This is a genomic window from Pseudoduganella albidiflava (assembly GCF_004322755.1).
Classification (GTDB): Bacteria; Pseudomonadota; Gammaproteobacteria; order Burkholderiales; family Burkholderiaceae_D; genus Rugamonas; species Rugamonas albidiflava.
In genome coordinates this window covers 3,559,034-3,583,407 of sequence record NZ_CP036401.1, presented here as the reverse complement: position 1 = coordinate 3,583,407, position 24,374 = coordinate 3,559,034, and the positions used below count along the sequence as shown (strand labels likewise).

The window sequence follows — 24,374 nt, the reverse complement described above, 5'->3', positions numbered from 1 at the left end:
AACTCGGGTCAGAACTGGAAATACAGGAAATCGGTGGGGCGGTTCAGCGACAGCAGGCCCAGCACGGCCAACGTGCCGACCAGCACCGCATGGCGGCGTGCCGGGCGCCAGGCCAGCCGCGTGGCGGTCGCCATGCCGCCGGCCGCGTCGAGCGCGGGAGCGAAGCGGTGCATGATCTGCTGCGTGTTCGGCAGCGCGAACGCGATGGCGCTTGCGGCCGCGACCCAGCCCCAGGTTTCAATGAAGCGCGACGTACCGCCCTGGTACCAGCCGATGCCGGCGGCGTCGAGCGCGGACTTCAGGCCGCCAAGATGGGCGCCGAGGGTGGCCGGCAGCTGCACGCCGTGCGCGCCAAACATGCCGGACAGGATCGCCAGCGCCGTGTCCAGGTCCGGTGCGCGGAAGAACACCCAGGCCACGCACACCGCGGCGAAGGTCAGCGCCCAGCCGGCCAGGGCGCCGGCCGTGCCGCCGCGCCAGCCCATGCGCTGGGCCAGGGCGCGCCAGGCCTGGCCAATCACCAGGTACAGGCCGTGCAGCCCGCCCCAGATGACGAAGTTCCAGCCGGCGCCGTGCCACAGACCGCCCAGCAGCATGGTCGCCATCAGGTTGGCCGAGCGGCGCGCCGGCCCCCGGCGGTTGCCGCCCAGCGGGATGTACAGGTAGTCGCGCAGGAAGCGCGACAGCGTCATGTGCCAGCGCCGCCAGAATTCCATGATCGAGGTGGCCTTGTACGGCGAGGCGAAGTTCAGCGGCAGCTGCACGCCGAACAGCCGGGAAAGGCCGATTGCCATGTCGGAATAGCCGGAGAAATCGAAGTACAGCTGGAAGGCATAGGCCAGCACGCCGCCCCAGGCCACCAGCAGCGACACGTCGTGCGGTTCGGCGAACAGCACGTTCGCATATGGCGCCAGGCTGTCGGCGATAAGGACTTTCTTGCCCAGGCCGATGAAGAAGATCGTCGCTCCCACGGCGAAATTGGCGGCGCGCGGCCAGCGGTTCCTGTCGTCGGCGAACTGCGGCATCATCTCGCCATGGTGCAGCACCGGGCCGGCGATCAGGTGCGGGAAGTAGGTGACGAACAGCAGGTAGTGCAGGAAGCGGCTTTCGCTGACGTGGCCGCGCGCGGTATCGACCAGGAAGGCGATCTGCGTGAACGTGAAGAACGAGATCCCGATGGGCAGCACGATCTTCAGTGCCGGCATGTCCCAGCCGGTTGCCTGCGCCACGCTGCCGGCCAGGAAGCCGGCGTACTTGTACCAGCCCAGCAGCGCGAGGTTGCCGGCCAGCGCCGCCACCAGCCAGCGCTGCCGCGCCGCGCCATGCGCCGCGCGGATCTGCAGCGAACAGGCGTAGTTGCCCACGATCGAGGCCAGCAACAGGGGCAGGTAGCGCAGGTCCCACCACGCGTAGAAGAACAGCGACGCCAGCGCCAGCACCAGGTTGCCGTACTCGCGGCCACGCCGCGCCGCGGCGAAATAGGCCAGCAGGACCACGGGCAGGAAACCGAACAGGAATGCATGGGAATTGAACAGCATCGATCGCTACCTCGGATGGGCGGAAACGCTCCGGAATTATAGCTTCGACAACTTATTAATTGCGGATAACTATTCATATTTTGCAAGACCGTCGCCTGCGCGAGACGAACGAAAGAGCGTGATAGCGCACGGGACGAACGACAGGGGCGTAATGGCGCGGGATTCGGCGCGCGATACGGCCGGCGATTCGGCCCGCGACGGCTCGGGTCCGTGCGCGCTGGGACCGGCTGCGGTCCGCGCCCGTGGCCGGAGCTGCGCTACACTCGCCGGGTCCTCTTGTCCGCGAGCCGCCATGGAAGAAATCACCGTCGCCACCTGGAATGAATTCGTCGCGCTCGGCGCGCAGCTCGATGGCTGGGCCTTCCGCGGCCAGCAGGATGCGCGCTGGCCCCTGCTGACTTCGCTGTCGCGCTATCTCGAGGCCTACGTGCCCGACCAGTCCAGCTGGCGGCTGCGGGAGGAGCGGGCGATCCGCATCTTCCGCCGCAAGGCCCACAACTACCTCGACAATCCGGCCGTGCTGGACAACACGCTGCGCTGCCTGGCGCTGATGCAGCACCACGGCGCGCCCACGCGGCTGCTCGATTTCACCAAGTCGCCATTCGTGGCCGCGTTCTTCGCGCTCGAGCGCGCCACCAGCAACGCCGCGGTGTATGCGCTGGATACGCCACGCCTGTGGAGCGCCGCCCCACGCGGCCAGCCGGCGATGGACCGCAATGCCATCGACCCGCGGCTGTCTGGCAATTTCGCCAGGCTGTTCCTGCCGAACACCAACGCCATCATCTGGACCGGCGAGCCGACCGAGATGGACCGCCGCCTGGTGGCGCAATCGGGCACGCTGGTGGTGCCGGGCATGCTGGACAAGCCGCTCGACGAAATCCTGCGCCACTATGCCGACAGCGGCACGCTGCTGAAGAAGATCGCGCTGCCGATCGGCATGCGCGAAGAAGCGATGAAGGCGCTGTACCGGATGAACATCACCAGCGCCACGCTGTTCCCCGACCTGGACGGACTGGCGAAGTCGATCGGCATGGAGCTGGAGATGGAGTGGCCGGGGATGAAGGGGAGCGGCACGTACGGCGATCCTTGATGAAGGAGGGACCGATGGAGCGACTATCTTCATCGGACAGGGAGGCTGGGGCCTTCGTATCGGGGCAACGCCTCCTTGCCAACGGTTGCTCGCACGCGTGGTACTTAAGCCACTAGTCAAAAGAAAGTAATGCGATTGCGTGGCGCAAGCGTAGACTCGTTCTGACTTCCTGCTACTTACAAGGCCGCGCGCATGCTCATGCTCATGCGCAGCGCCGCCACACCCGGCAAAGCCGGGCGATGCCTGTCACTCCTCACGCCGCCAGGCGCGGCACATTCCGCGTATTTCACGCCCGGGCCTGCGTCGCTCCCGGGGGACGTGCGCCGGCGAGGCCGGGATGCACGCCTGTACGGACGCGTCCAATAGCAGGGGTAGTCATGTCAGAGAAATACGATACCGTTCCAACCCGACATGAGTCGTCGGACGAAAAAGTTGCCGCCGAAGGAGGGAAGCCGCATTACTGCGCGATGCGGCCGCGGCCGCGCCGGGTGTTCTCGCCCGCCGTGACTGCGCAGCGGGAAGGCCTGATCAATACTTTCAGCAGCAAATGGGTCAGCGGCACCACGCTGCACTACTACTTCTTCGACCGCCCGACAGATGGGGAAAAAGTGCTGTTTTCCGATGGCACCACGCAGTTGCGCAGCTGGGTGGGCGAAGAAGAGCAGCGCGCCGTCGTGCGCGATGCCTTCGAGGTCTGGAGCAGCGTGGACATCGGACTGAAATTCGAAGAGGTGGCCACCCGCGAAGAAGCGGAAATCCGCATCGGCTTCATGCGCGGCGACGGCGCATGGTCGTACCTGGGCCGCGATATTCTTGAGCACGGGCCGAATGAACGGACGATGAATTTCGGCTGGGACCTGACCCGGTCCGGCGAGATCGACACCGCGGTGCACGAGATCGGCCACTCGCTGGGTTTCCCGCACGAACACCAGAATCCGAAAGCAGGCATCGTCTGGGACGAGGAAGCCGTGTACGCCGCGCTCGCCGAGCCGCCCAACAGTTGGCCCCGCGAAACGACCTTCTGGAACATCATCCGCAAGCTCGATCCGAACGAGGTCGAAGGCTCCACGTGGGATCCGGACTCGGTCATGCATTACCCCTTCGCGAAAGGGATGATCAAGGAACCGGTGCGCTATTTCGACGAGGGGCTGCAGCCGGCAGGGGGACTGTCGGCACGGGATATCAGTTGGGTGAAGGCGCTGTATCCGCCGCAGGTCGACAACACCGTGCAGCTCAAGCCAGCCCAATCCGTGCTGCTGGAGCTGACGCCCGGCGAGCAGCGCAGCTTCCGTGTGCGCCCCGAAGAAACGCGCCGGTATGAATTCCGGACCTTCGGCACATCCGATTCCGTGATGGTGCTGTTCGAGAACGACAACGGCGAATTCCGCTACCTGACCGGGGACGACGACAGCGGTGAGGACACCAACGCCGCGTTCCGGCTCAAGCTGGTGAAGGGACGCGAATACGCGCTGCGTGTGCGGCTGTATCACAGCGAACGGCAGGGGCAGACCGCCGTGATGATGTGGTGATTGCGGGGCGGAGCGTCGGCGGCAGCGCGGTACGGGCCGCCGCAGCGGTTCGGCACCAGGCATCTCACGCCGACGCACCCGCGAAGTTTCAAGCCATGGCCTAGAACTTGTAGTTCGCCCCCAGCACGAACGAACGCCCGGAATGCACGTACAGCAGCGTATCGTTGCGCACCGAATCGCGGCCGTAGCGCAGCGCTTCGTCCGTCAGGTTCTGGCCTTCGATGGACAGGCGCAGGTTCGGCGTTACGTTGTACGACAGGCTGAAGTCGATGTTCGTCATGCCGTTGACGCGCGTGTAGTCGTGGCCGTTGATGTCGCCCAGCACCGCCTGGATGTAGCTGGAGCGGTGCGCCGCCGACACGCGGGCGCTGAACTTCGGATCGTCGTAGTACAGCGTGATGTTGTGCGCGCGCGGCGACAGGCCGGTGAAGTCGGCGGTATCGCCGATGAATTCGCTGGCCGCCGTCGCCGGGTTATCCGGCCGCACGATGTAGTTGATCTTCGACTTCACGCGCGTGTAGTTGGCCAGCAGGCCGAAGTTCTTGCCGATGCCGGGCAGGAAGTTGAACGGCGCCTGCAGGTTGAACTCCAGGCCGTTGAGCGGGCCGCCCGGCGTGTTGAACTTGCGGTTCACCACCACGGTGCTGTCGGGCTGGACGACGCAGGCCGGCAGGCCGCCGGTGATCGAGCAGCCGCCTTCGGTCAGCAATTCATTCGGCAGGCCCAGCGCCGAATACACTTCGCGCTGCTGCACGTTCTGGATGAACGACTTGATCTCCTTGCGGAAGAAACCCAGGGAGATCATCGCGTTCCTGTCGTAGTACCACTCGGCCTGCAGGTCGTACGTGCGGGCGCGGATCGGGTCCAGCTGCGCATTGCCCACGCTGACAGTCTGGAACTGGTGGTTCACGCTGGCCGTCGGGCGCAGGTCGCCGTATTCCGGGCGGGCCAGGGTCTTGCCGGCCGAGAAGCGCAGGAACACGTCCTTCGGCAATTGCGCCGTCAGGTTCAGCGCCGGCAGCCAGTCGCGGTACTTCTTCACCACCGTGATGGGCTGCAGCTTGCCGCCGATCGTCTGCAAGGTCATCGAGGTGGACTTGGTGTCCACGCCGCGCACGCCGGCATTGCCGCGCCAGCCGATGCCCCACAGGTCGTAGTTGAAGTCCACCATGCCGTAGGCCGCGTCGATGTCCTCGGTGATGCGCGTCACGCCCGGCGTGGCCGTATTGAACAGCGAGCCCGGTACCTCGGCGCAGTGGCACTCGATATTGTGCACGGCCAGCAGCTTGTCCAGGTCCACCGCCGCCCACGACGACGGCACGCCGGTGCCGCCAAGGCCGCGGCCGAAGCCGGCGATCTGGCGCGAGATGTCGTTCATGCCCACGCCGGCCGGCAGGGCCAGGCCGCCGTCCGAGCCGTTGCCGACTTCGTACAGGCCATACGCGTTCTTGCGGGCGGACAGGCCGGTGCGCAGCGTCAGCCGCTCGCTGGCGTCCCATGCCAGGTTCACGGCGGTGGTCTTCAGCTTGTTGTCGGACTGCAGGTAGCGGCCGAAGAACTGGCCGTGCCACGTGCCGTTCGGCTCCGTGCGGGCGAAGGTGAAGCTGTTCGGATCGGCCACGTCGATGCCGTAGTTCAGCGTCGGCACGTTACGGTTCTGGCGGAAGTCGAACGAGAAGCCGTTTACGTTGGGCGCGTCGAACATGACGGTGGCGCGCATCGGGTTGTCCAGGTTCGTGTTCGACATGCCGTGCAGGACGTCGACCTTCAGCGTATCGCTGATGCGGTGGCTGGCCGACAGCACGTTCTGGCGGAACTTCGTCTCGTACACATCCATCAAGCCCTCGGTGCGCACGTCCACGCCGTTGAAGCGGCCGTAGGTCCAGCTGCCCTTGTCGTCGAATTCCGCTTCCAGGATCGAGGTCTGCGGCTTGCCGTTGGCCGCGGCCAGGCTGCGGCCGAACGAGATCGCGCCGATGTAGTTGTCGTAGCGGGTGTTGCTGAACTTCCCGTACATCAGGTCCAGGTTGATGTCGGTGCCCGGCGCCGGCCGCCACTGGAAGGAGCTGGTGATGCCGGTGCGCTCGTAGTCGGTCTGCGAGCGGCGGTAGCGGGGGATGCGCGGCGCGAAGGCGCCCGAGCCGGCCAGCGGGGCGGCGACCGTGCCGCCGAAGTTGTCGGTACGGCCCATCACCTCGGCATACTCGGCCGGGTTGCTGGTACGGGGCACGCCGAAGCCGCAATTGGCGGCATCCACGCCCTTGACGGCGTCGTTGCCGGGCACCTGCGGCGCCGTGCCGGCCGGCGAGCAGAAGCCGCCGTCGTAGCTGGCCGGGTACAGGTCCACCGCCTCGTAGCCTTCCTCGACGGCGCGGCGCTTCGAGTGGGCCGCCGAGACCAGCGCGCCGAACTTGCCGAAGCGGGTATCCCAGCGGTCCGACAGCAGGCCGGTGAAGCGCGGCTGGGTCTTGCGCGACACGGAGTTCCAGCTTTCCTGCACGCCGAAGCTGATGGTGCGGCCCTTGAAATCGAACGGGCGGCCGGTGCGCAGGTCGACGGTGGCGCCCAGCGAACCTTCCTCGATGGCCGCTTCGGATGTCTTGCGCACTTCCAGGCTGTTGAACAGCTCGGAGGCGAACACGGAGAAGTCGAAGCCGCGGCCCCGGTTGGAATTGCCGTTGATGTCCGAGGCGCCCGTCATCGACATGCCTTCGATGCCGTTGATGCGCACCCTTGTAAAACCGGCGTTCAGGCCGCGCACGGTGATCTGCCGGCCTTCGCCGCCTTCGCCGCGCGCCAGCGACACGCCGGGGACACGCTGCAGCGATTCGGCCAGGTTGGCATCGGGGAACTTGGCGATGTCCTCGGCCTTGATCACGTCCAGGATACCGTCGGAATTCTTCTTGGCGTTCAGCGCGCTGTCCAGGCTGGCCCGGAAGCCCGTGACGGTGACCACGTTGGCCGGTTCGGTGGCACCGGTCGCCCCGCTGGCATTGGCCGTGCTGGCGGTATTGGCGGTGCCGGCGGCGGGCGCCTGCTGGGCCGCGGCGGAAGATGCCAGCGCGGCGGCGGCCAGTGCCAGCGCGGTCAGCCGGGTGCCGCTGTTCTTGCGATGAAGTTGCATGTCTCTCCTTGTGCTTTCGATGTCGCGTTCTTGTCGTCGCCATGTTGCGAACAGGCGCATCTTATGAAAGGAAGGGGCGGCACAAATTAGCAAACAGGCAAATAATCATGGAGTTGATGATTGGGCGCGGCGGCAAGAGTGAAAAAAGCCACGGTATGCCAAACAGGTATTCCTCCGGCAAAAAATGGAATACCTGGATGGCCGCGCCAGGTGCTAGGGAGGCGTTTTTTGTGCCAGCCCTCAGCGGCACTCGGGCAGCGTCACGCTGACGGCGACAGTGTCCGCCACTACCCTGACGCCCGCATCGCCAGCGATTGCACCGCACCGGACCAGGAATGCCTGCCGCGCCGCCAGGCCGGGGAAGCTGCCTTGCCATGGCCCGATCGTCAGCCGCCCGCCGGCCTGCCGCCACGTGAAGCGGCGGGTGGCCGATTCGCCGCGCAGGTAACCGTGGCCGTCCCCGGCGTCGTCGTAAAGTTCATAGCTGCCGTCCGCGCCGGGATAGACGCGCACTTCGATCGGCTCGGAGCTCTTCTGGCCGGCATGCTGCACGACAGGGCCGAGCGGCAGGATGCTGCCGCCGCGCACGAACAGCGGAAGCGTGGCGATATCGGCCCTTGCCGCGATCACCTTGCCCGCCTCGTGGCGCTGGCCGCTCCAGAAGTCGAACCACGCGCCGCTGCCCGGCAGGTATACGGTGCGCACGTCCGCCCTGGCTTGCGTGACCGGCGCCACCATGATGGCCTTGCCGAACATGTACTGGTCCGGCACCGTCAGCGCCTGCCGGTCCGCGCGAAAATCCATCATCAGGGCACGCATCATCGTGCCGTGCCGGTTCGTCACGTCGGCCGACGCGGAATAGATGTAGGGCAGCAGGCGGTAGCGCAGCTCCGTGTACCTGCGCAGGATTTTCTGGGTGGCCTCGTCGAACTGCCAGATCTCCTTGCCGGCCCCGGTGCCATGCACGCGGAACATGGGGTTGAACGCGCCGAACTGGTACCACCGCGTGTACAGCTCCGCGTATTCGGGATCGGTGGGTTTGCCGCCGAAGAAGCCGCCGATGTCGGCCGACCAGTAGGGTATGCCGCTGAGCGTGAAGTTCAGCGCCGCCGGGATGTGGGCACGGAAGACGTCCCAGGTGGCGGCGGTGTCGCCGGACCATGTGATGGCGGCGTTGCGCTGCTGGCCGCTATAGGCCGAGCGCGTGAGGATGAACGGGCGCTTTCCCGGGGCATCCTTGCGCGATCCCTCGTAGACCCCGGTCGTGTGGAGCAGCGGATACGCATTGAGCACTTCGGCGCCGGGCCCGGCCGCCGTGCGCACCTCGCGCAGCTCGCCCCAGTTCCCGCCCAGTTCGGCCTCGCTGCCATCCAGCCACCAGCCGTCCCAGCCATGCCGGCCCAGCGTGCGGCCGATCTGGTCCCAGTAGGTCTTGCGGCCGGCCGGCGCGTAGGCGTCGTACCAGCGGCCCTGCCCGGCGGGGTAGACGTTGTCGTAGGTTTTCGGGAACAGCGCGCCGGCCCGTTCCAGCTCCGCCGCATTGCCCGTGCCCGGATCGAAGCGGGGCCATACCGATACGATGGCATGCACGTTCTGGGCGTGCAGCGTGTCCAGCATGCGCTTGGGATCGGGGAAGCGTGCGGCGTCCACCTCGTGCGAGCCCCATTGGCCCGGCAGCCAGTATTGCCAGTCCTGCACCACCGCGTCGAGCGGCACGTTCATCGACCGGTAGCGCGCCGCGATGCCGAGCAGCTCGGCCTGGTCCTTGTAGCGCTCCTTCGACTGCCACAGCCCCAGGTCCAGCGCGCCATCATCGGCGCGCGGCCGGTCAGCTCCCGGTAGCCGGCCACGATGTCGTCGATCTCGGGGCCGTGGATGAAATGGTAGTCGACCCCGCCGCCCGCCCCGGAGCGAAATTCCAGCGGGTGGTGCGGCGTTGCCGGCAGGCCGGCGTCCACGTCCGTGATCGAGGCGTTGTTCCACAACAGCCCGTAGCCCTTCGGCGATACCAGCATCGGCACCGCGACATCGCGGTTGGCCTGCTGCAGGTGGACGGTGTTGCCGGTGTAATCGAACAGGCCGTTCAGGTGCTGGCCCAGTCCGAATACGGGGCCCTGCAGGGCAAATCCCTGGCCAACCTGCGCGCCCGGCGCGATCCGGCGGCTACCGGGCAGTTCATGCAGGATCGGTTCACCCTTCGGATCGTGGAAACTCACGGCACCGGTGGCCTTGTCCACGCGGACCTGGAGTGCCGGGGTAGACAGTGCATGGAACTCGGCCGACTCGGCGATCTTCCAGTCGACGCGCTGCGGCCGGGCGATCACGGCGGGATTGTAGTTGCCTTGCCACGCGGGGTCGGCACCAGCACGGATGTGGATGATGCGCGCGCTGCAGGGCTCGATGCGCAGCGTTGCCCCGGCGAGCGTGACCAGCAGGCCATGCGGCGTCTGCCGGGCCGATTCCACGGCCTTGCCTGGCGCCGCCGCCGCGAGTGCCGCCGGTGCCGGCAGCGTAACAGCGATGGCCAGCGCGAGCGCCAGCCTGGCCATCGGCCGAACTCGATCATGCATTCTCGTCTCCTGTGTTGTTATCGCAATCATTGAACAGTATCCGCAGTGAGCCGGGAGCAGGGCAATGGGCCGCCGGCCGAATAATCACGAACTTGACGAGAACAGGGAGCGCCTGCGCCGGCAACGCAACGCTATGCCAACTCGATATTCTTCCCTTGCAAAACGGAATACCTGGGCATGTTGGCGCTCTGCTACGATTGCCGGATTTTTATCGCCGAATTTTTATCGGATTACGAGGACCCGCCCGCATGCATCCACTCCTGAAGACGCCGCGCCTGCCACTGGCCATTGCCGTGTCGTTTCCCCTCTTGCTGGCGCTGCTGTCCGGCCACGCCGCCGCCGAACGGCGCAGCCTTGCGCAGGACTGGCTGTTCCAGAAGGGCGAAGCGCGGGGGGCGGAGCAGCCGGCGTTCGACGATGCCGGCTGGCGCAAGGTCGCGGTGCCGCATGATTTCGCCATCATGGACAAGCCCGATGGCACGCCGCCGTTCGATCCGAAGGCGGTCGGCGGGCAGGATTCCGGCTACCTGCCGGGTGGGCAGGGCTGGTACCGCCGGCACCTGGCGCTGGACGCCGGCGATGCCGCGCGCGTGCTGCGCCTGAACTTCGAAGCGGTCTACATGGATGCCGACATCTGGTTCAACGGCGAGCACGTGGGCCGGCACCGCTATGGCTACACGGCGTTCACGCTGGACCTGACGGGCAAGGCGAAGGCGGGCGACAACGTCATCACGGTACGCGTCAACCACGCCGATCCCTCGTCGCGCTGGTATGCGGGCTCGGGGCTGATCCGGCCCGTGACGCTGGACTTGCTGGACCCCGTACACGTGGCGCCGGACAGCGTGTTCGCCAGCACCCGCAGCGCCTCGAGCGACCAGGGCGAGGTCGACGTGCGGGCTTCCGTCAGCAACCGTTCGGCTGCCGCCGCGAAGGTCGAGGTGCTGTCGACCGTGGTGGCGGGCGACGGCAGCACCGTGGCCCGGGAGCGCCGGGCGATGACGGTACCCGCGCGCGGCAAGGCCGACCTGGCGCACCGCTTCGCCATCGCCAATCCCAAACTGTGGTCGCCCGACGCGCCGAACCTGTACACGCTGGTGCAGGAAGTGCGGGTCGGCGGCGTGCTGCGCGACACCCGGCGCACGCGCTTCGGCATCCGCACGGTGACGGTGGATGCGCGGCACGGCCTGCGCATCAACGGGAAGCAGTACCTGCTGAAGGGCGGGAACATCCACCACGACAACTACATGCTGGGCGCCGCCGGCGCACCGGACGCGGACCGGCGCAAGGTGGCGCTGATGAAGGATGCCGGCTACAACGCGATCCGCAGCGCGCACAATCCGGCCAGCCAGGCCACGCTGGAAGCGGCCGACGAACTGGGCATGCTGGTCATCGACGAAGCCTTCGACATGTGGCGCAAGCCGAAGCGCGATGCCGATTACTCGCGCTTCTTCGAGGAGAACTGGCGGCGCGACATCGACAGCATGGTGGTCAGCGGCCGCAACCACCCCAGCGTGATCTTCTGGAGCGTGGGGAACGAGATTCCCGAGCAGGCCACGCCGGAAGGCGCGAAGACGGCGCGGGAGCTGGCGGCGCGCATCCGCACGCTCGATGCCACGCGCCCCGTCACGCAGGGCGTGAACGTGGACAGCCCGGGCAACGCGGTGCAGTTCGCGGAACTTGACGTGGCCGGCTACAACTACCGGGTCCACCTGTTCGGCAGCGACCACGCCACGCATCCGGAACGGGTCATGTACACCTCCGAATCGACGTCGAAGGATGCGTTCCGCTACTGGGACCCGGTGGGCCGGATGCCGTGGGTGATCGGCGACTTCGTCTGGACGTCCGTCGACTACCTCGGCGAGACCGGCATCGGCTGGATGGGCTATTCGAAGGACTGGAAGGAGCTCGGCAAGTACCCGTGGCACCTGGCGTACTGCGGCGAGATCGACGCGACGGGCCGCAAGCGCCCGGCGGCCTACTATCGCCAGGTGCTGTGGCAATCCGGCATCGATCCGGTGGTGGCGTTCGTCGAACAGCCGGCCGGCACGGAAGACCTGCCGGACCGCCAGTACTTCAAGGAGCACCCCGAGCTGGACTGGTCGCTGCACGACCTGCACCCGAGCTGGACCTGGACAGGCCAGGAAGGCAGGCCGCTCAAGGTGGTGGTGTATGCCGAGCATCCGGAAGTGGAGCTGTTCCTGAATGGCCGCAGCCTGGGGCGCAAGGCGGCGGGGCGCCAGACCGAATACCAGGTGTCCTACTCGGTGCCGTACCAGGCGGGGCGCCTGGTCGCCGTCGGCTACCGCGACGGCAAGGCGGCGGACCAGTGGGAACTGCGCACGGCCGGCGCACCGGCCGCGGTGAAACTGACCGTGGATCGCCGGCAGGTACGGGCGAACGGCGAAGACCTGGCTTACGTGAGCGCCGAGCTGGTCGACGCGAACGGCGTGCCGGTCTATGCGCGCGACGGCGACCGCCAGTTCAGGGTCACCGTCAAGGGCGCCGGCACGCTGGCCGGCGCCGGCAATGGCAACCCGATGGATGCATCGAGCCTGCAGTCCGGCGAACGGGCCACGTTCCATGGCCGGCTCGTGGCGGTGGTGCGCGCCGGCATGGACGCGGGGCCGATCGAAGTGGAATTCGCCGGCGAAGGCTTGCCGGTGCAGCGCGTGCGGATCGACGCGGCCAGCCTGTAGGGGTAGGAGAGGCGGGCGGGGAGCGCCCCATGTTGGCGCAATGCCTGCGCTACAATGCGGCTTGTTTTATTTGCCACATATCCCTACATGAAAAACCTGGAAAACATCCTCTACGACTACCTGGCCGCCATCGAAGCGGCCGGTTCCCTGATTCCCAAGGCACTGGGCCCGGCGCCCGATGCCGGCTGGATCGATGCGATGAACGCGCTGGAACAGATCACCGTTCCGGACGACCTGAAAACCTATTTCACGAAAATCAACGGCTGGGATGCCGATTCCGACCTCGACCTGTTCGAGCCGGAACTGGCCTGGGGCATGTTCCCACTGTCCACCGATCGGAGCATCGAGGACTACGTGGAAATCGCCGATATCGTCGGCGATGAGAATCCCGACTACTGGCCTCTGGGTTTCGTGCCGATCCTGGCCGACGGCGCCGGGTCCTGGGTACTGGTCAATTGCATCGCCGCGTCGCCCACCTATGGCGCCGTGTACGAAATGACCCACTGCGTGGGCATCAACCGTATCGCCGGCTCGCTGGCCGATTATTTCGCAGGCTTGACACAGGTGGTGAAGGCCGGCTGGAAAGTTTTCGACGGGGACAGCTCGGACATCACGGTCGACGGCGACGAATACGCCGATCTGCAGGCCGGGGTGTTTGGCCACACGCCATACTTCACGACGCGGGGAAGCGACCAGGTGGTGGACTGGCGGTGACGCCTCGGCGATGGAGTGCATGGCCATGGGAATGGCGAATAAACAACATTCGGGGGTGAGCCGACATCATGCGGCACCAAAAAATTGATTAAAAAAATGCCAACGAATAAGCTTGAGGCTCGTCAATTTTTAAGGTCGATATGAAACTTCATCAGTTTGCCCTGGCTGCCGCGCTCGCGGTGGCCACACTCGGCTCCGCCCAGGCCGGCATCTACACGTACACCGGCAATCTCGCCACCCACGATTACATCGGCGACGCGCCGTCCCGGATCGTCGCGCATTTCGAATTCGACTTCGAGAACTCGCCGGGTGCCGAATATCACATGTACGAATTCAAGAGCTGGGATGTCAGCTACGGGTCCATCCATCTCAGCTCCGCCGCGGGAAATGGCTTGATGAACAGCTTCACCTTCGATGCCGCGATGAATATCACGGGCTGGTTCTTCAATGCCAGCGACACGGCCGAACCGTGGCTTTACAACGAGAACCTGCAGTCGCTGTCGGAAAATTTCCTCGGCCACGCGCCGAATGAAGCGAGTGACATCGCGCTGCTGCAAAATCCGCTGCGATCGGCGGCTGTGTATGGCAACCAGGGCACCTGGACGCTCGCACCGGCCGTGCCGGAGCCGGCCACGTACCTGATGCTGGGCGCCGGGCTCGCTGCCGTCGGGTTCGCCAGCCGCAAGCGCCGGGCTCAGGCGGCCTGAAGCGCCGTAACGCTGGCCGGTCAGCGCCCTGCGCCTGGCCTGGTTTCGATGTCGTCAATGGCCAGATGCTGCCGGGGCGTATCGCGCCGCCGGTGCCGGAACCTGCACCGGTCTGCATGCTGGTCTCTGGCCCGGGCTCATTTCCGTAGCCGCCCGCCGCCGCCGGAAGGAAGGTCGCGTACGCACGCCGCGCGAGAATCGCGGCGTGCTCCGATGCGCTACCGGGAGAGCACCGTGGAGGTTCAGTCTCCGAACGCGCTGCCCCGGACCTTGGCATACACGGCATCGAAGACCTGCAGTTGCTGGAGCGCCGGCACCGGGCCGGTGCCGATCGGGACGCCCAGCCGCTGAACCTGGCCGGCCACGCCGCGAAATGCCGGCCAGTGCGGCAATCCCTGGCCATTGGGGTCGCCCGTGGCGGCGAAACGTACCCAGTAGCCCGACATCGCCGCGGCCAGCTCGTGGTCGGCGTCGCGCCACTTCCAGGGGGCCTGTCCCAGGTGGTCGAACATGAACCACAATTCGGCAAAGTGGCTGGCGCCCCAGCCGGCATGTACCGAATCAGCGGGGAAGGGCGGCCGCTGTTCGAAGCTGTAGTAATAAACTGGACTACGGCCCGATTGCGCCAGCCGTGCCCATGCCCACATGTCCCAGCCGAACCGCAAGTCGCGTTCGAAGCCGAGACGCGCATCGCGTGCCTGCGCGTCGGTGTCATGCGGGTAGGCCGCCAGCAGCGCCGCGGGCAGGGTGCCGAAGCTGGCCGCGATGTCGGCCTCGAACCGGTCGGCGCGCACGGCGCTCACATCGACCAGCGCGCGCGCCTCCTCGCTGTTCGAACCGATCAGCAAGGGCACGTCATGATTACGCCCCTGCACGTAGCCGTCATAAGGCGACAGGGGCAGCACATCCGCGTCGATCACCGGGTGGCTGACGGCATTGGTGTCGGTCAGGCGCGCAGCCGGCAGCTTGCGCATCGCGTCCAGCGTGGTGGCGCCAAGCGCGTGCATATAGCTGGCACCATCGCGTTCGGCATTGGCCAGGATGTAGCCGGGAGCCAGTTGCAACGGTTCGAAGATCCCGCCGCTCTGCGCGATGGCGCGCTGGAACAGTCCCTTCGCGCGCGGCGACACCAGCAGCGCGCTGACCGCCATCGCGCCGGCCGACTGTCCGGCGATGGTCACGCGCTGCGGGTCGCCGCCGAAAGCCGCGATATTGCGCTGCACCCATTCCAGCGCCGCAATCTGGTCCATCAGGCCGTAATTGCCCGACGACCGATGCGGCGATTCGGCGCTCAGCGCCGGATGCGCCAGGAAGCCCAGCGCGCCGAGACGATAGGCGATGGTTACCACCAGCACGCCCTTGCTCGCCAGGCGGTCGCCGTGATAGAGCGGCATCGACGCTGAACCGTTGGTATAGCCGCCCCCGTGGATCCACACGATCACCGGCAGGCGCCGGCCGGCACGGCGCGGCGGCGCCCATATATTCAGGTACAGGCAGTCCTCGCTGACGGACGGAGCGGCCTCGCCCGGCATCGATACGCCTTGCTGCATGCACGCCGGCGCGAACTTGCTGGCCTCGCGCACGCCCCGCCATGCCGGCGCCGGTTGCGGCGGCCGCCAGCGCAGCGCGCCCAGTGGCGGCAGGGCGAACGGAATGCCCCGATACACGTCGACGCCGGCCTGCCGCTGCCCAGCCACCGCGCCCTGCGCCGTCATCGCCGGCGCCGCCAGCGCCCAGCCCGCACCCGACAACAGCAACGCCAGGCTTCCTTTGCAAATCGCCCTCCACATACCCGCTCCTTAACGATCGATCAGCGGCCAGTGTGGCCCGGCCGCGGCGGCAAGGCCAGACCGGCTGGTCACTGTCGGCACCGGCTCATCCCATTGTGGCCAGGCGCACGATCGCTGCTAGAATCAGCGCATGACGACCTCCGCCAATCCCGCTCCCATGGCGCACTGGCCCGCCCGGGTGCGGGTACACGCCTGGGTCATGCTGTACTGGCTGGCCTTCCTGCTGGTGCTCGAACCGGGCAACATCCTGCGAGCCAGCCAGGCCGGCCAGGCGTTGAGCTGGTCCCACGAGGCGATCCGCATCCTGGTCGCCGCCCTGCTGGGCACTACTGTCACCACGGCGGTGCAGACGCTGGTCGAACGTTTTCCACTGCGTGGTCCGCGGCGCCGCCGCCATCTGCTGATCCATGCGGCCGGCGCCGCCGGGTTGGCGCTGGCACTGGTGCTGGTCTCGTGCCTGCTCGCAGCCTGGGTGTTCGCCGGCCGGTTGCTGCCGTTGTGGGACGAAATCCGGGACCAGCTGGTGGGCAATTTCACGCTGCTGATGTTCGCGCTGGCCGCGCTCGCTGCGCTGGCCCAGGTGACGATGCAGCGAACGGCCTTGCCGGCATCGACGGGGACGCCTGCGCCGACGGGGACGCCGGCGCCGACGCTGGCATTGACGCATGTTGAAATAAAACGGCGCGGCCAGCTGCTATCGCTGCCGTTGTGCGAGGTGGACTGGATCGAAGCGCAAGGCAACTATGTCGCGCTGCACGTCGGCGCCGAGCAACATCTGCTGCGCGACACCATTTCCGGCTTCTGCGCGCGGCTCGATGGCACCCGGTTCCTGCGCGTCCACCGCAGCATGATCGTCGCGACGGACCGCATCCGGAAGATCGAAGCCTTGCCCAACAGCGATATGCTGCTGCATCTGCAGCATGGGGTAACGCTGCGCGCCAGCCGCAACTACGCCACCGCCGTCCGCGCAGTGGCGCGGCGTCTGGCGGCCCGCGACGATCCGGGCGCCCGCGACGCTGTCCCACGCTGAAGTCGCGGCGATGTCCGATCCGCGCAAGCGGCCGTGCACACAGGCGGCACGCTCCGCCAGCGTGAAGACCCGCCAATCAATGCCATGAGCATTTACGCCACCCGATGGACACCGGCTGAGCGGAACCTTACCATCTCCGAACACTAATATATTAGCGTGGCGATCCGGATGGCGATAAGCACCGACAGCCGCGCATGCCGGAGAGCTATGTCCACTTGTCCCACCACGCGCAGGCGCTTCCTGCAATCGGCCGCGGCCGCCTCCTTGCTGTCCACGCTGCCCGGCCTGTCCGGCGCCGTCACCGCGAACACCGGAGCGAAAGCAAAACCTGTATCGGGTACCGCGCTGCGCTGGCTCGACGGCAAGCCGCCGGCGCGCTTCCACGGCGCGACATTGGGCGTGCCCTGGCCGCGCGGCACCTTGCGGCTGCCGGCCGGCCGGCGGCTCGATTTCACGCTCGGTGCGAACGCCCCGGCGATGCAGTCCTGGCCGCTGGCGTACTGGCCGGACGGTTCGCTGAAGTGGACGGCCCATGCGATCGCCGGCGGTGCGCCGGCCGCCGGGTGGAACGTCGAGCCGGGCGCTTCCCGTGGCGGCACGGTCAACGTGCGGCAGGCGGCGGGGCAGGTGGTGGTGGCGGCCGGCGATGTCGAGTGGACCGTGCCGGCCACGGGCGAGCACCTGGTCGCCAGCGCCGTGCGTGCTGGGCGGGTCACCTTGCAGGACTTGAAGCTGGTGGCGCTTCGGCAGGACGGGCCGGAGCCCGAGGTGGAGGGCAGCGTGGCGCGGCAGGCGTTCGCCAGCAAGGTCACGAAGGTGACGGTCGAGCAGGCCGGCCCGGTGCGCGCCGTGCTGAAACTGGATGGCGTGCATAGCGGCGGCGGGCGCGACTGGCTGCCGTTCTCGGTGCGCCTGTACTTCTACGCCGGTTCGGACAGCGTGCGCATCGTGCATTCGTTCATCTACGATGGCGTGCCGGAACGCGATTTCATCCGCGGCCTGGGCGTTACCGCGCAGGTGCCGATGACCGATCCGGCCCACGACCGGCATGTGCGGTTCTCCGGAGAAGGCGCTGGCGTGTGGGGCGAGGCCGTGCGCCCGGTGACCGGCCTTCGGCGCGATCCCGGCCAGGCCTTCCGGGACGCGCAAGTGGCCGGCCGGGCGCTGCCGCCGCTGGACGGCATGGCGAAACCGGTGCGGGATGGCTTGCAGTGGATTCCCGAGTGGGGCGATTACTCGCTGGCGCAACTGGCGCCGGACGGATTCACGCTGAAGAAGCGCACGAAGAGCGGGCGCGCCTGGATCGATGCGAATGCCGGCACGCGCTCGAAAGGGCTGGTGTACGCCGGCGGCGCTTCCGGCGGCGTGGTGCTGGGGCTGAAGGACTTCTGGCAGCGTGCGCCCGTGCAGCTGGACGTGCGCCATGCCGCCGGCGCGATGGCCGAGGTGACGGCCTGGCTGTGGGCGCCGTCCGCGCCGGCGATGGACATGCGGTCCTATCGCGGCGAGGATGGCATGGACACGCACGACAAGCAGATCGCCGGCCTGAACATCACCTACGAGGACTACGAGGCGGGCTGGGATGCCGCCACCGGCGTGGCCCGTACGTCGGAACTGCAGTTGTGGGTGACGGGCGGGACGCCGTCGCACGACACCTTGTCGGCGATGGCGGAGCAGGTGGCCAATCCGGCGCGGCTGGTGCTGTCGCCGGAACGCATCCACCAGTGCGGCGTGTTCGGCGACTGGGACCCGGTCGATACGGGCACGCCGGCGCGCAAGCTGATCGAAGACCGGCTCGCGCTGCAGCTGGACCAGTACCTGCGCGAGACGGAACAGCACCGCTGGTACGGCTTCTGGTCGTACGGCGACGTGATGCACACGTATGATCCCGACCGCCACATGTGGCGCTACGACATCGGCGGCTATGCATGGGACAACTCGGAGCTGTCGACCGACCTGTGGCTGTGGTACAGCTACCTGCGCACCGGCCGGGCCGACATCTTCCGCTACGCCGAGGCGATGACGCGCCACACGGGCGAGGTCGACGTCTACCACCTGGGCCGCTTCAAGGGCTTCGGCACGCGGCATGGCGTGCAGCACTGGTCCGACTCGTCGAAGCAGCCGCGCGTGTCGAATGCGGCCTACCGGCGCATCTATTATTTCCTGACCGCCGACGAACGGGTGGGCGACCTGATGCGCGAACTTCTCGATTCCGATGCCGACCTGGCCACGGTGGACATCTCGCGCAAGCTGCCGAAGAAGGAGGGCGCGCCGCAGGGCGGATTCGTCAACGCGTCGTTCGGCACCGTGTGGGGCTCGCTGATCGCGGCGTGGCTGGCCGAGTGGGAGCGCACCGGCGACGTGAAATGGCGCGACAAGATCGTCAGCGGCATGCGCAGCATCGCCGCGTTGAAGCGGCAGTGGTTCGCCGCCGGTGCGCCGTACGATCACCGCACCGGCAAGTTCCACGGGCCGGGCGATACCGCCAGCTTCTCGAACCTGAACGGCGTGTTCGGCGTGGTGGAGATGAATTCCGAGCTGCTGACCCTGGTCGACGAACCGGCCTACAGGAAGGCCTGGCTGCAATACTGCCGCACCTACAATGCGCCGAAGGAGGAAATCGTGGCGCTGCTGGGCCGCGACCCGGGCGGCCGCGGCATGGGCGACACGAATTCGAGAATGACCGCCTACGCGGCCTACCATGAGCGCGACCGGACACTGGCGCTGCGCGCCTGGCGCGAGTTCTTCCAGTCGGACTGGCTGAAGCCGGAGGGGAGCCGCACGCGCCGCGTGGGCGGTACCGCCGTGCTGCGGCCGGTCGTGGAACTGGCCAATACGAGCACCAACGGCTCGGCGCAGTGGGGCCTGGCGGCCATCCAGCACATGGCGCTGGGTGGCGCCACGCTGGACGAAGCCGCCCGCGCCGCCGGGCTGATTCCCTAACTTTCCCGAGATCGACAGACGATGAAGACATTCGTGATTGCCTTGCTGGCCGTGCTCGCCTGGCCCCTGTCTGGCGTTGCCGGCGCAGCACCCGCAACGGCAGCGGCAGCGGCAGCGCAGCCCGCCGCGCAAACCGCCGCTGACTTTCGGCCCGCCGATTCCCGGTCGACTGACCTGCGCCCCCCCGACCTGCGGCCCCAGTTCCTGCTGACGGGCGCACCCTCGCGCGACAGCCAGGACCTGTCCGGCCAGTGGACATACTCGAAGGACCTGTACCGCACCGGCCTCACCGACATCAACGGCTGGGTGGCCAAGTCGCGCATGCAGCGCTACCGCGACGTGGACGTGGCGGCCGAGGAAGCACGCGCCACCACCGATTTCTACGAGTTCGACATGGACCGCGCGCCGCAGGTGTCGATTCCCGGCGCGTGGAACGCGGCCACGCCGGCCATGCGCCACTACGATGGCCTGGTCTGGTTCCAGCGCAAGTTCAAGTCGCCGGCGCCGGATGGCGGGCGGGCCTTCCTGCGCTTCGAGGCCGTCAACTACAGGGCCTACGTGTACCTGAACGGCAAGGAGATCGGCCGGCACGAAGGCGGCTTCACGCCGTTCGTGCTGGAAGTGACCGGCGCGCTGCGCGGCGGCGAGAACCGCCTGACGGTCGGCGTCGATTCCACCCACGACGCGCAATCGATCCCCACCTTCATCACCGACTGGGACCTGTATGGCGGCATCACACGGCCGGTGCGGCTGATCCGCACGCCGGCCACCTTCATCGACGACGCCACCCTGGCCCTGAAGGCCGATGGCCGGATCGCCGGCGAAGTGCGGCTGCAGGGAGAGAAGGCGGCCGGGCAGCGCGTCACCGTTGCCATCGGCACGCTGGCCAGCGCCACCGCCACCACCGACGCGAACGGCCGCGCCGTCTTCGATATCAAGGCGCCCGCGAAGCTGGAGCGCTGGTCGCCGGACACCCCCGTGCTGTACGACGTGCGCTTCGCCGCGGCGGGCGACACGGTGAGCGACCGCATGGGCTTTCGCACCATCGCCGTCCAGGGCAGCCAGATCCTGTTGAACGGCAAGCCGCTGTTCCTGCGCGGGATTTCGCTGCACGAGGAGGAGTTCGGGCCGAACCCGGCGCGCAACATGACGGAGCAGGCGTCGCGCGCGCTGCTCACCGAGATCAGGCAGGGACTCGGCGCCAACTACGTGCGGCTGTCGCACTATCCCCATTCGGAAACCACCTTGCGGCTGGCCGATGAAATGGGCTTGCTGGTGTGGAGCGAGATCCCGGTCTACTGGACGGTGGACTGGGAAAACCCGGCCGTGCTGCGCAAGGCGCTGGCGATGCAGGCCGAAACCATCTACCGCGACCGCAACCGCGCCGCCGTGGTCATGTGGAGCGTGGGGAATGAAACCCCGGTGTCGCCGGCCCGCACGGCGTTCCATGGCGCCATGGCCGACAACGTGCGCGCGCTGGACCCGACCCGGCTGGTCAGCGCCGCGCTGCTGGTCGAACGCGGCAAGGAAAACGGCGAGGACGTCACCGTCATCAAGGACCCGCTGGTCGACAAGCTCGACGTGCTGGCCGTGAACACCTATGCCGGCTGGTACGGCAACGACACGCTCGATGCGCTGCCGGGACTGAAGTGGCAAGTGCCGGCCGACCGGCCGCTGATCCTCTCCGAGTTCGGCGCCGACGCGCTGGCCGGTTATCGCAACGATGGCATGAAGAAATTCACCGAGGAGTACCAGGCCGAGTACTACCGCAAGACGCTGGCCATGGCCGACCGGATTCCCACCCTGCGCGGCATGTCGCCCTGGATCCTGAAGGATTTCCAGTCGCCGCGCCGCGAACATCCGGTGTTCCAGAACGGCTGGAACCGCAAGGGCCTGGTGTCCGAGACCGGTGTGCGCAAGCAGGCGTTCGGCGTGCTGGCCGAGTATTACCGCGGCAAGGCCGCCGCGGCGGGAAAGTAAGCGCGAGGGGAAGGGGGCTGTTCCCGGCCGGGCCGGGCGGCCCTGCTGCGCTGGCAGCGGGATGTTGCTGCGCGGGACTTTTTGGCGGCGTGCTACGATGCTTCCTCGTCATTCTTTGAAGGAAAGCGGGTGGAGTCGCTGCTGCTACTGGTCGGGCTGATCGTGTTGAACGGGGTCTTTGCGATGTCGGAAATCGCGCTGGTCACGGCGCGCAAGGGAAAGCTGATGAAGCTGGCGAGCGAGGGCGACCACGCCGCCGCCGCCGCGCTGGAGCTGGGCGAGGATCCGACCCGGTTCCTGTCCACCATCCAGATCGGCATCACCTCGATCGGCATCCTGAACGGGATCGTCGGCGAGTCGGTGCTGGCCAGGCCGCTGTCGCTCTGGCTGGCGTCGCTCGGCGTGGGCCAGGAAGCGGCCGGCATCATGGCCACGGCCGGCGTCGTCATCGTCGTCACCTACGTGTCGATCGTGATCGGCGAACTGGTGCCCAAGCGGCTCGGCCAGATCGCGCCGGAAGTGGTGGCCCGGCTGGTGGCGCGGCCGATGCAGAGCCTGGCCACGGTGACGCGGCCGTTCGTGATGCTGCTGACCGGTTCCACCCACGCGATCCTGCGCCTGATGGGCGTGCGTCAGACGTCGCAGAGCAGCGTCAACAAGGAAGAAATCCACGCCATGCTGGAGGAAGGCTCGGAGAGCGGCGCGATCGAACAGCAGCAGCACGACATGGTGCGCAACGTGTTCCGGCTCGACGACCGCAAGCTGGGCTCGCTGATGATTCCCCGCTCCGACATCGTCTTCCTCGACATGCGCCTGCCCGTCGAGGATAACGTGGCGCGGCTGATCGAGTCGGAGCATTCGCGCTTTCCCGTCTGCGATGGCGGCCTGGCCAACGTGCTGGGCGTGGTCACCGCCAAGCAGGCGCTGGCCGTGATGGCCAAGGGGCAGGTGCCCGACTTCGCCGCGATCGCCCAGCCCGCAACCTATGTGCCGGAAACGCTGACCGGCATGGGCCTGCTGGAACAGTTCCGCGCCAGCGGCATGCAGATGGTGTTCGTGATCGACGAGTACGGCGACATCGAAGGCATCGTCACCGTGCAGGACATGCTGGAAGCGCTGACCGGCGAATTCACGCCCCGCAACGAGGAAGAAGCGTGGGCGGTGCAGCATCCGGACGGCTCCTGGCTGCTGGCCGGCACGATCCCGGTGCATGAACTGAAGGACCGCCTGGGCCTGCGCTACGTGCCGGAGGAAGAGAAGGGCCACTACCACACGATCAGCGGCATGATCATGCTGCTGCTGGGCCGCCTGCCGATGGCCGGTGACCTGGTCGAGTGGGAAAACTGGCGCTTCGTCATCGCCGGCATGGACGACAAGCGCATCGACAAGGTCCACGCTTCCTTTATCGGCGCGATCGAACCGACGCCTGCCGATAGCTGAACCGCCAAGGGCCGGCAGCCGCCTTGACATGACGCCGCCTGACCCTGATGCCGCCAGGATAATTCCACCCCAAGTGCAAATTCCGGGGTCAGACCCGACGGGTCTGACCCCAGCCCTTCGCTGTTGGGGTGAATGCATGCGTTTCCAATTGTTGGCAAACACCTAACTTGCAGCACCCACGCGGCAGCGCTAAACACCAGCAGCCCCACGCGCGCCGCCGGCGCGCGTAGCATATTTCCCACAGCCACTCAATTGCAAGATTGTAATTGAATTGTCACTAGGATATACTCGCGGTCACCTGATAGTTACCTTTACTCAATAAACCTGTCTATATGTCCACTCTGGTTGCCAGTGCCGTCGTTGCCACCGCCATGCTGTCGAACTGTTCCTGGAACCATCCGGGCAGGAATCCGTACCGCGGTACCGTCAGCGAAGCGGTGTCGCGCTATATCGACATCCCCGCGCCGGTGCGCACCCGCCTGATCGCCAAGATCGAGAGTGGACAGGCCGACGATACGGCGGCCATCATGCGCGACACCATCGCCGGCAAGTACGACTACAGTCCGCAGATCACCGACATGCATTTCGGCCAGCGCACCGTGTGCGGCGCCGTCACGCGCGACGAGTGGGCGGCCACGCGGCGGGAAATGGGCAAGGTCTATTGCGTCGACAACCATTGCCTGATCGTGCCGAAAATCTGCGGCAACATCAGCCGCGTGCACCGGGTGGCCGGCGAGGGCGGTGGCGGCGGGATCGGCGGTGGGGCGGCGCCCGCCACGGTGGCCGTGCCGCGCGCGGCCGCGCCGGGCTGGGTGCGCGCCGCTTCGCCGGACGAGGTGGCAGCGGCCGACTCGATGGCGGAAATGGCCACCACGCCGATGACCCAGCTGTCCGGGTTCGCTTCGCCGTTCGGCACCGCCAGCTACGCGCCGGACCTCACGAGCCGCAATCCGTCGACCGACACCGGGCTGGCGCAGCCGGGCCCGGCGCCTTCGCCGGTACCGGAGCCGGCCACGTTCGGCATGCTGGGTGCCGGCCTGGCCGTGGTCTACGGCGTGATTCGCCGCCGTGCCCGTCGTGAAGCTGCTCAAGGCGCATAATCTCCCGCTGTCTCACCGATCACCAAGGTGATTGCTTCGCCGCCGCGGCGGCGAATGGTTGCGCATAACATCCGATTGTTGGCAAAATGGGGCGCTAACACGGCGCCCGTGCCGGGCCGGATG

At 67.2% G+C, this 24,374-nt stretch carries 15 protein-coding genes; 10 read left to right on the top strand and 5 right to left on the bottom strand.

Going from position 1 to position 24,374, the window contains the following annotated elements; all coding sequences use genetic code 11:
* Nucleotides 1-8 precede the first annotated feature (8 nt).
* Nucleotides 9-1,538, bottom strand: coding sequence for an MBOAT family O-acyltransferase (locus EYF70_RS14800; RefSeq protein ID WP_131146097.1), 1,530 nt, complete (start codon nt 1,536-1,538; stop codon nt 9-11).
* 292 nt (nt 1,539-1,830) lie between these two features.
* Here EYF70_RS14800 and EYF70_RS14795 point away from each other — a divergent pair, with 292 nt between their 5' ends.
* Both EYF70_RS14795 and EYF70_RS14790 read left to right on the top strand, forming a co-directional pair.
* Nucleotides 1,831-2,628 (top strand): FRG domain-containing protein, encoded by a 798-nt coding sequence (locus tag EYF70_RS14795; RefSeq protein ID WP_131146096.1) that lies wholly within the window; start codon nt 1,831-1,833, stop codon nt 2,626-2,628.
* Between the two features lie 377 nt (nt 2,629-3,005).
* Nucleotides 3,006-4,157 carry a matrixin family metalloprotease gene (locus EYF70_RS14790; protein ID WP_131146095.1) on the top strand — a complete coding sequence of 384 codons (1,152 nt, stop codon included), beginning with the start codon at nt 3,006-3,008 and terminating at the stop codon, nt 4,155-4,157.
* 100 nt (nt 4,158-4,257) lie between these two features.
* Here the strand turns inward: EYF70_RS14790 and EYF70_RS14785 are convergent, their stop codons facing one another.
* The 3 genes from EYF70_RS14785 to EYF70_RS31365 all read right to left on the bottom strand — a co-directional run bounded on the left by EYF70_RS14785 (nt 4,258) and on the right by EYF70_RS31365 (nt 9,851).
* Nucleotides 4,258-7,281 carry a TonB-dependent receptor gene (locus EYF70_RS14785; protein ID WP_165497670.1) on the bottom strand — a complete coding sequence of 1,008 codons (3,024 nt, stop codon included), beginning with the start codon at nt 7,279-7,281 and terminating at the stop codon, nt 4,258-4,260.
* Between the two features lie 240 nt (nt 7,282-7,521).
* Nucleotides 7,522-9,024, bottom strand: a complete 1,503-nt coding sequence (locus EYF70_RS31370) for a glycoside hydrolase family 31 protein (RefSeq protein WP_229420916.1) — start codon at nt 9,022-9,024, stop codon at nt 7,522-7,524.
* On the bottom strand, nt 9,000-9,851 hold the full coding sequence (locus EYF70_RS31365; protein WP_218943788.1) for an alpha-glucosidase domain-containing protein: 852 nt from the start codon (nt 9,849-9,851) through the stop codon (nt 9,000-9,002). The genes EYF70_RS31370 and EYF70_RS31365 overlap by 25 nt, the downstream gene beginning before the upstream one ends.
* Nucleotides 9,852-10,099: 248 nt before the next feature.
* On the opposite strand from EYF70_RS31365, the gene EYF70_RS14775 reads away from it, so the two are divergent.
* From EYF70_RS14775 to EYF70_RS14765, 3 genes are all read left to right on the top strand, one after another.
* Nucleotides 10,100-12,547: a glycoside hydrolase family 2 TIM barrel-domain containing protein gene (locus EYF70_RS14775; protein ID WP_131146093.1), complete on the top strand. Its 2,448-nt coding sequence runs from the start codon at nt 10,100-10,102 to the stop codon at nt 12,545-12,547.
* Between the two features lie 87 nt (nt 12,548-12,634).
* On the top strand, nt 12,635-13,261 hold the full coding sequence (locus tag EYF70_RS14770) for an SMI1/KNR4 family protein (RefSeq protein WP_131146092.1): 627 nt from the start codon (nt 12,635-12,637) through the stop codon (nt 13,259-13,261).
* A gap of 140 nt (nt 13,262-13,401) precedes the next feature.
* Complete coding sequence (locus EYF70_RS14765) at nt 13,402-13,968, top strand: PEP-CTERM sorting domain-containing protein (protein WP_131146091.1); 567 nt, start codon at nt 13,402-13,404, stop codon at nt 13,966-13,968.
* A gap of 242 nt (nt 13,969-14,210) precedes the next feature.
* On the opposite strand, the gene EYF70_RS14760 is transcribed toward EYF70_RS14765, so the two are convergent.
* Nucleotides 14,211-15,725, bottom strand: a complete 1,515-nt coding sequence (locus EYF70_RS14760; protein WP_229420870.1) for a carboxylesterase/lipase family protein — start codon at nt 15,723-15,725, stop codon at nt 14,211-14,213.
* A gap of 163 nt (nt 15,726-15,888) precedes the next feature.
* Here EYF70_RS14760 and EYF70_RS14755 point away from each other — a divergent pair, with 163 nt between their 5' ends.
* The 5 genes from EYF70_RS14755 (at nt 15,889) to EYF70_RS14735 (ending at nt 24,251) form a co-directional block, all read left to right on the top strand.
* Complete coding sequence (locus EYF70_RS14755; protein ID WP_131146089.1) at nt 15,889-16,788, top strand: LytTR family DNA-binding domain-containing protein; 900 nt, start codon at nt 15,889-15,891, stop codon at nt 16,786-16,788.
* A gap of 207 nt (nt 16,789-16,995) precedes the next feature.
* Nucleotides 16,996-19,731, top strand: a complete 2,736-nt coding sequence (locus tag EYF70_RS14750; protein ID WP_131146088.1) for an exo-rhamnogalacturonan lyase family protein — start codon at nt 16,996-16,998, stop codon at nt 19,729-19,731.
* 21 nt (nt 19,732-19,752) lie between these two features.
* Nucleotides 19,753-21,711, top strand: coding sequence for a glycoside hydrolase family 2 protein (locus EYF70_RS14745; RefSeq protein ID WP_131146087.1), 1,959 nt, complete (start codon nt 19,753-19,755; stop codon nt 21,709-21,711).
* Between the two features lie 183 nt (nt 21,712-21,894).
* Nucleotides 21,895-23,151, top strand: coding sequence for a hemolysin family protein (locus EYF70_RS14740; protein WP_131149107.1), 1,257 nt, complete (start codon nt 21,895-21,897; stop codon nt 23,149-23,151).
* A 332-nt stretch (nt 23,152-23,483) separates the two neighbouring features.
* Entirely contained in the window at nt 23,484-24,251 is a 768-nt protein-coding gene (locus tag EYF70_RS14735) for an MHFG family PEP-CTERM protein (RefSeq protein WP_131146086.1), read from the top strand.
* Nucleotides 24,252-24,374 lie beyond the last annotated feature (123 nt).

Bases quoted from the DNA above. Each gene is read 5' to 3' on its own strand.
- EYF70_RS14800 (WP_131146097.1), bottom strand. From the start codon at position 1,538: ATGCTGTTCAATTCCCATGCATTCCTGTTCGGTTTCCTGCCCGTGGTC.
- EYF70_RS14785 (WP_165497670.1), bottom strand. From the start codon at position 7,281: ATGCAACTTCATCGCAAGAACAGCGGCACCCGGCTGACCGCGCTGGCA.
- EYF70_RS14770 (WP_131146092.1), top strand. From the start codon at position 12,635: ATGAAAAACCTGGAAAACATCCTCTACGACTACCTGGCCGCCATCGAA.
- EYF70_RS14795 (WP_131146096.1), top strand. From the start codon at position 1,831: ATGGAAGAAATCACCGTCGCCACCTGGAATGAATTCGTCGCGCTCGGC.
- EYF70_RS14765 (WP_131146091.1), top strand. From the start codon at position 13,402: ATGAAACTTCATCAGTTTGCCCTGGCTGCCGCGCTCGCGGTGGCCACA.
- EYF70_RS14755 (WP_131146089.1), top strand. From the start codon at position 15,889: ATGACGACCTCCGCCAATCCCGCTCCCATGGCGCACTGGCCCGCCCGG.
- EYF70_RS14790 (WP_131146095.1), top strand. From the start codon at position 3,006: ATGTCAGAGAAATACGATACCGTTCCAACCCGACATGAGTCGTCGGAC.
- EYF70_RS31365 (WP_218943788.1), bottom strand. From the start codon at position 9,851: ATGCATGATCGAGTTCGGCCGATGGCCAGGCTGGCGCTCGCGCTGGCC.
- EYF70_RS14750 (WP_131146088.1), top strand. From the start codon at position 16,996: ATGTCCACTTGTCCCACCACGCGCAGGCGCTTCCTGCAATCGGCCGCG.
- EYF70_RS14735 (WP_131146086.1), top strand. From the start codon at position 23,484: ATGTCCACTCTGGTTGCCAGTGCCGTCGTTGCCACCGCCATGCTGTCG.
- EYF70_RS14740 (WP_131149107.1), top strand. From the start codon at position 21,895: ATGTCGGAAATCGCGCTGGTCACGGCGCGCAAGGGAAAGCTGATGAAG.
- EYF70_RS14745 (WP_131146087.1), top strand. From the start codon at position 19,753: ATGAAGACATTCGTGATTGCCTTGCTGGCCGTGCTCGCCTGGCCCCTG.
- EYF70_RS14775 (WP_131146093.1), top strand. From the start codon at position 10,100: ATGCATCCACTCCTGAAGACGCCGCGCCTGCCACTGGCCATTGCCGTG.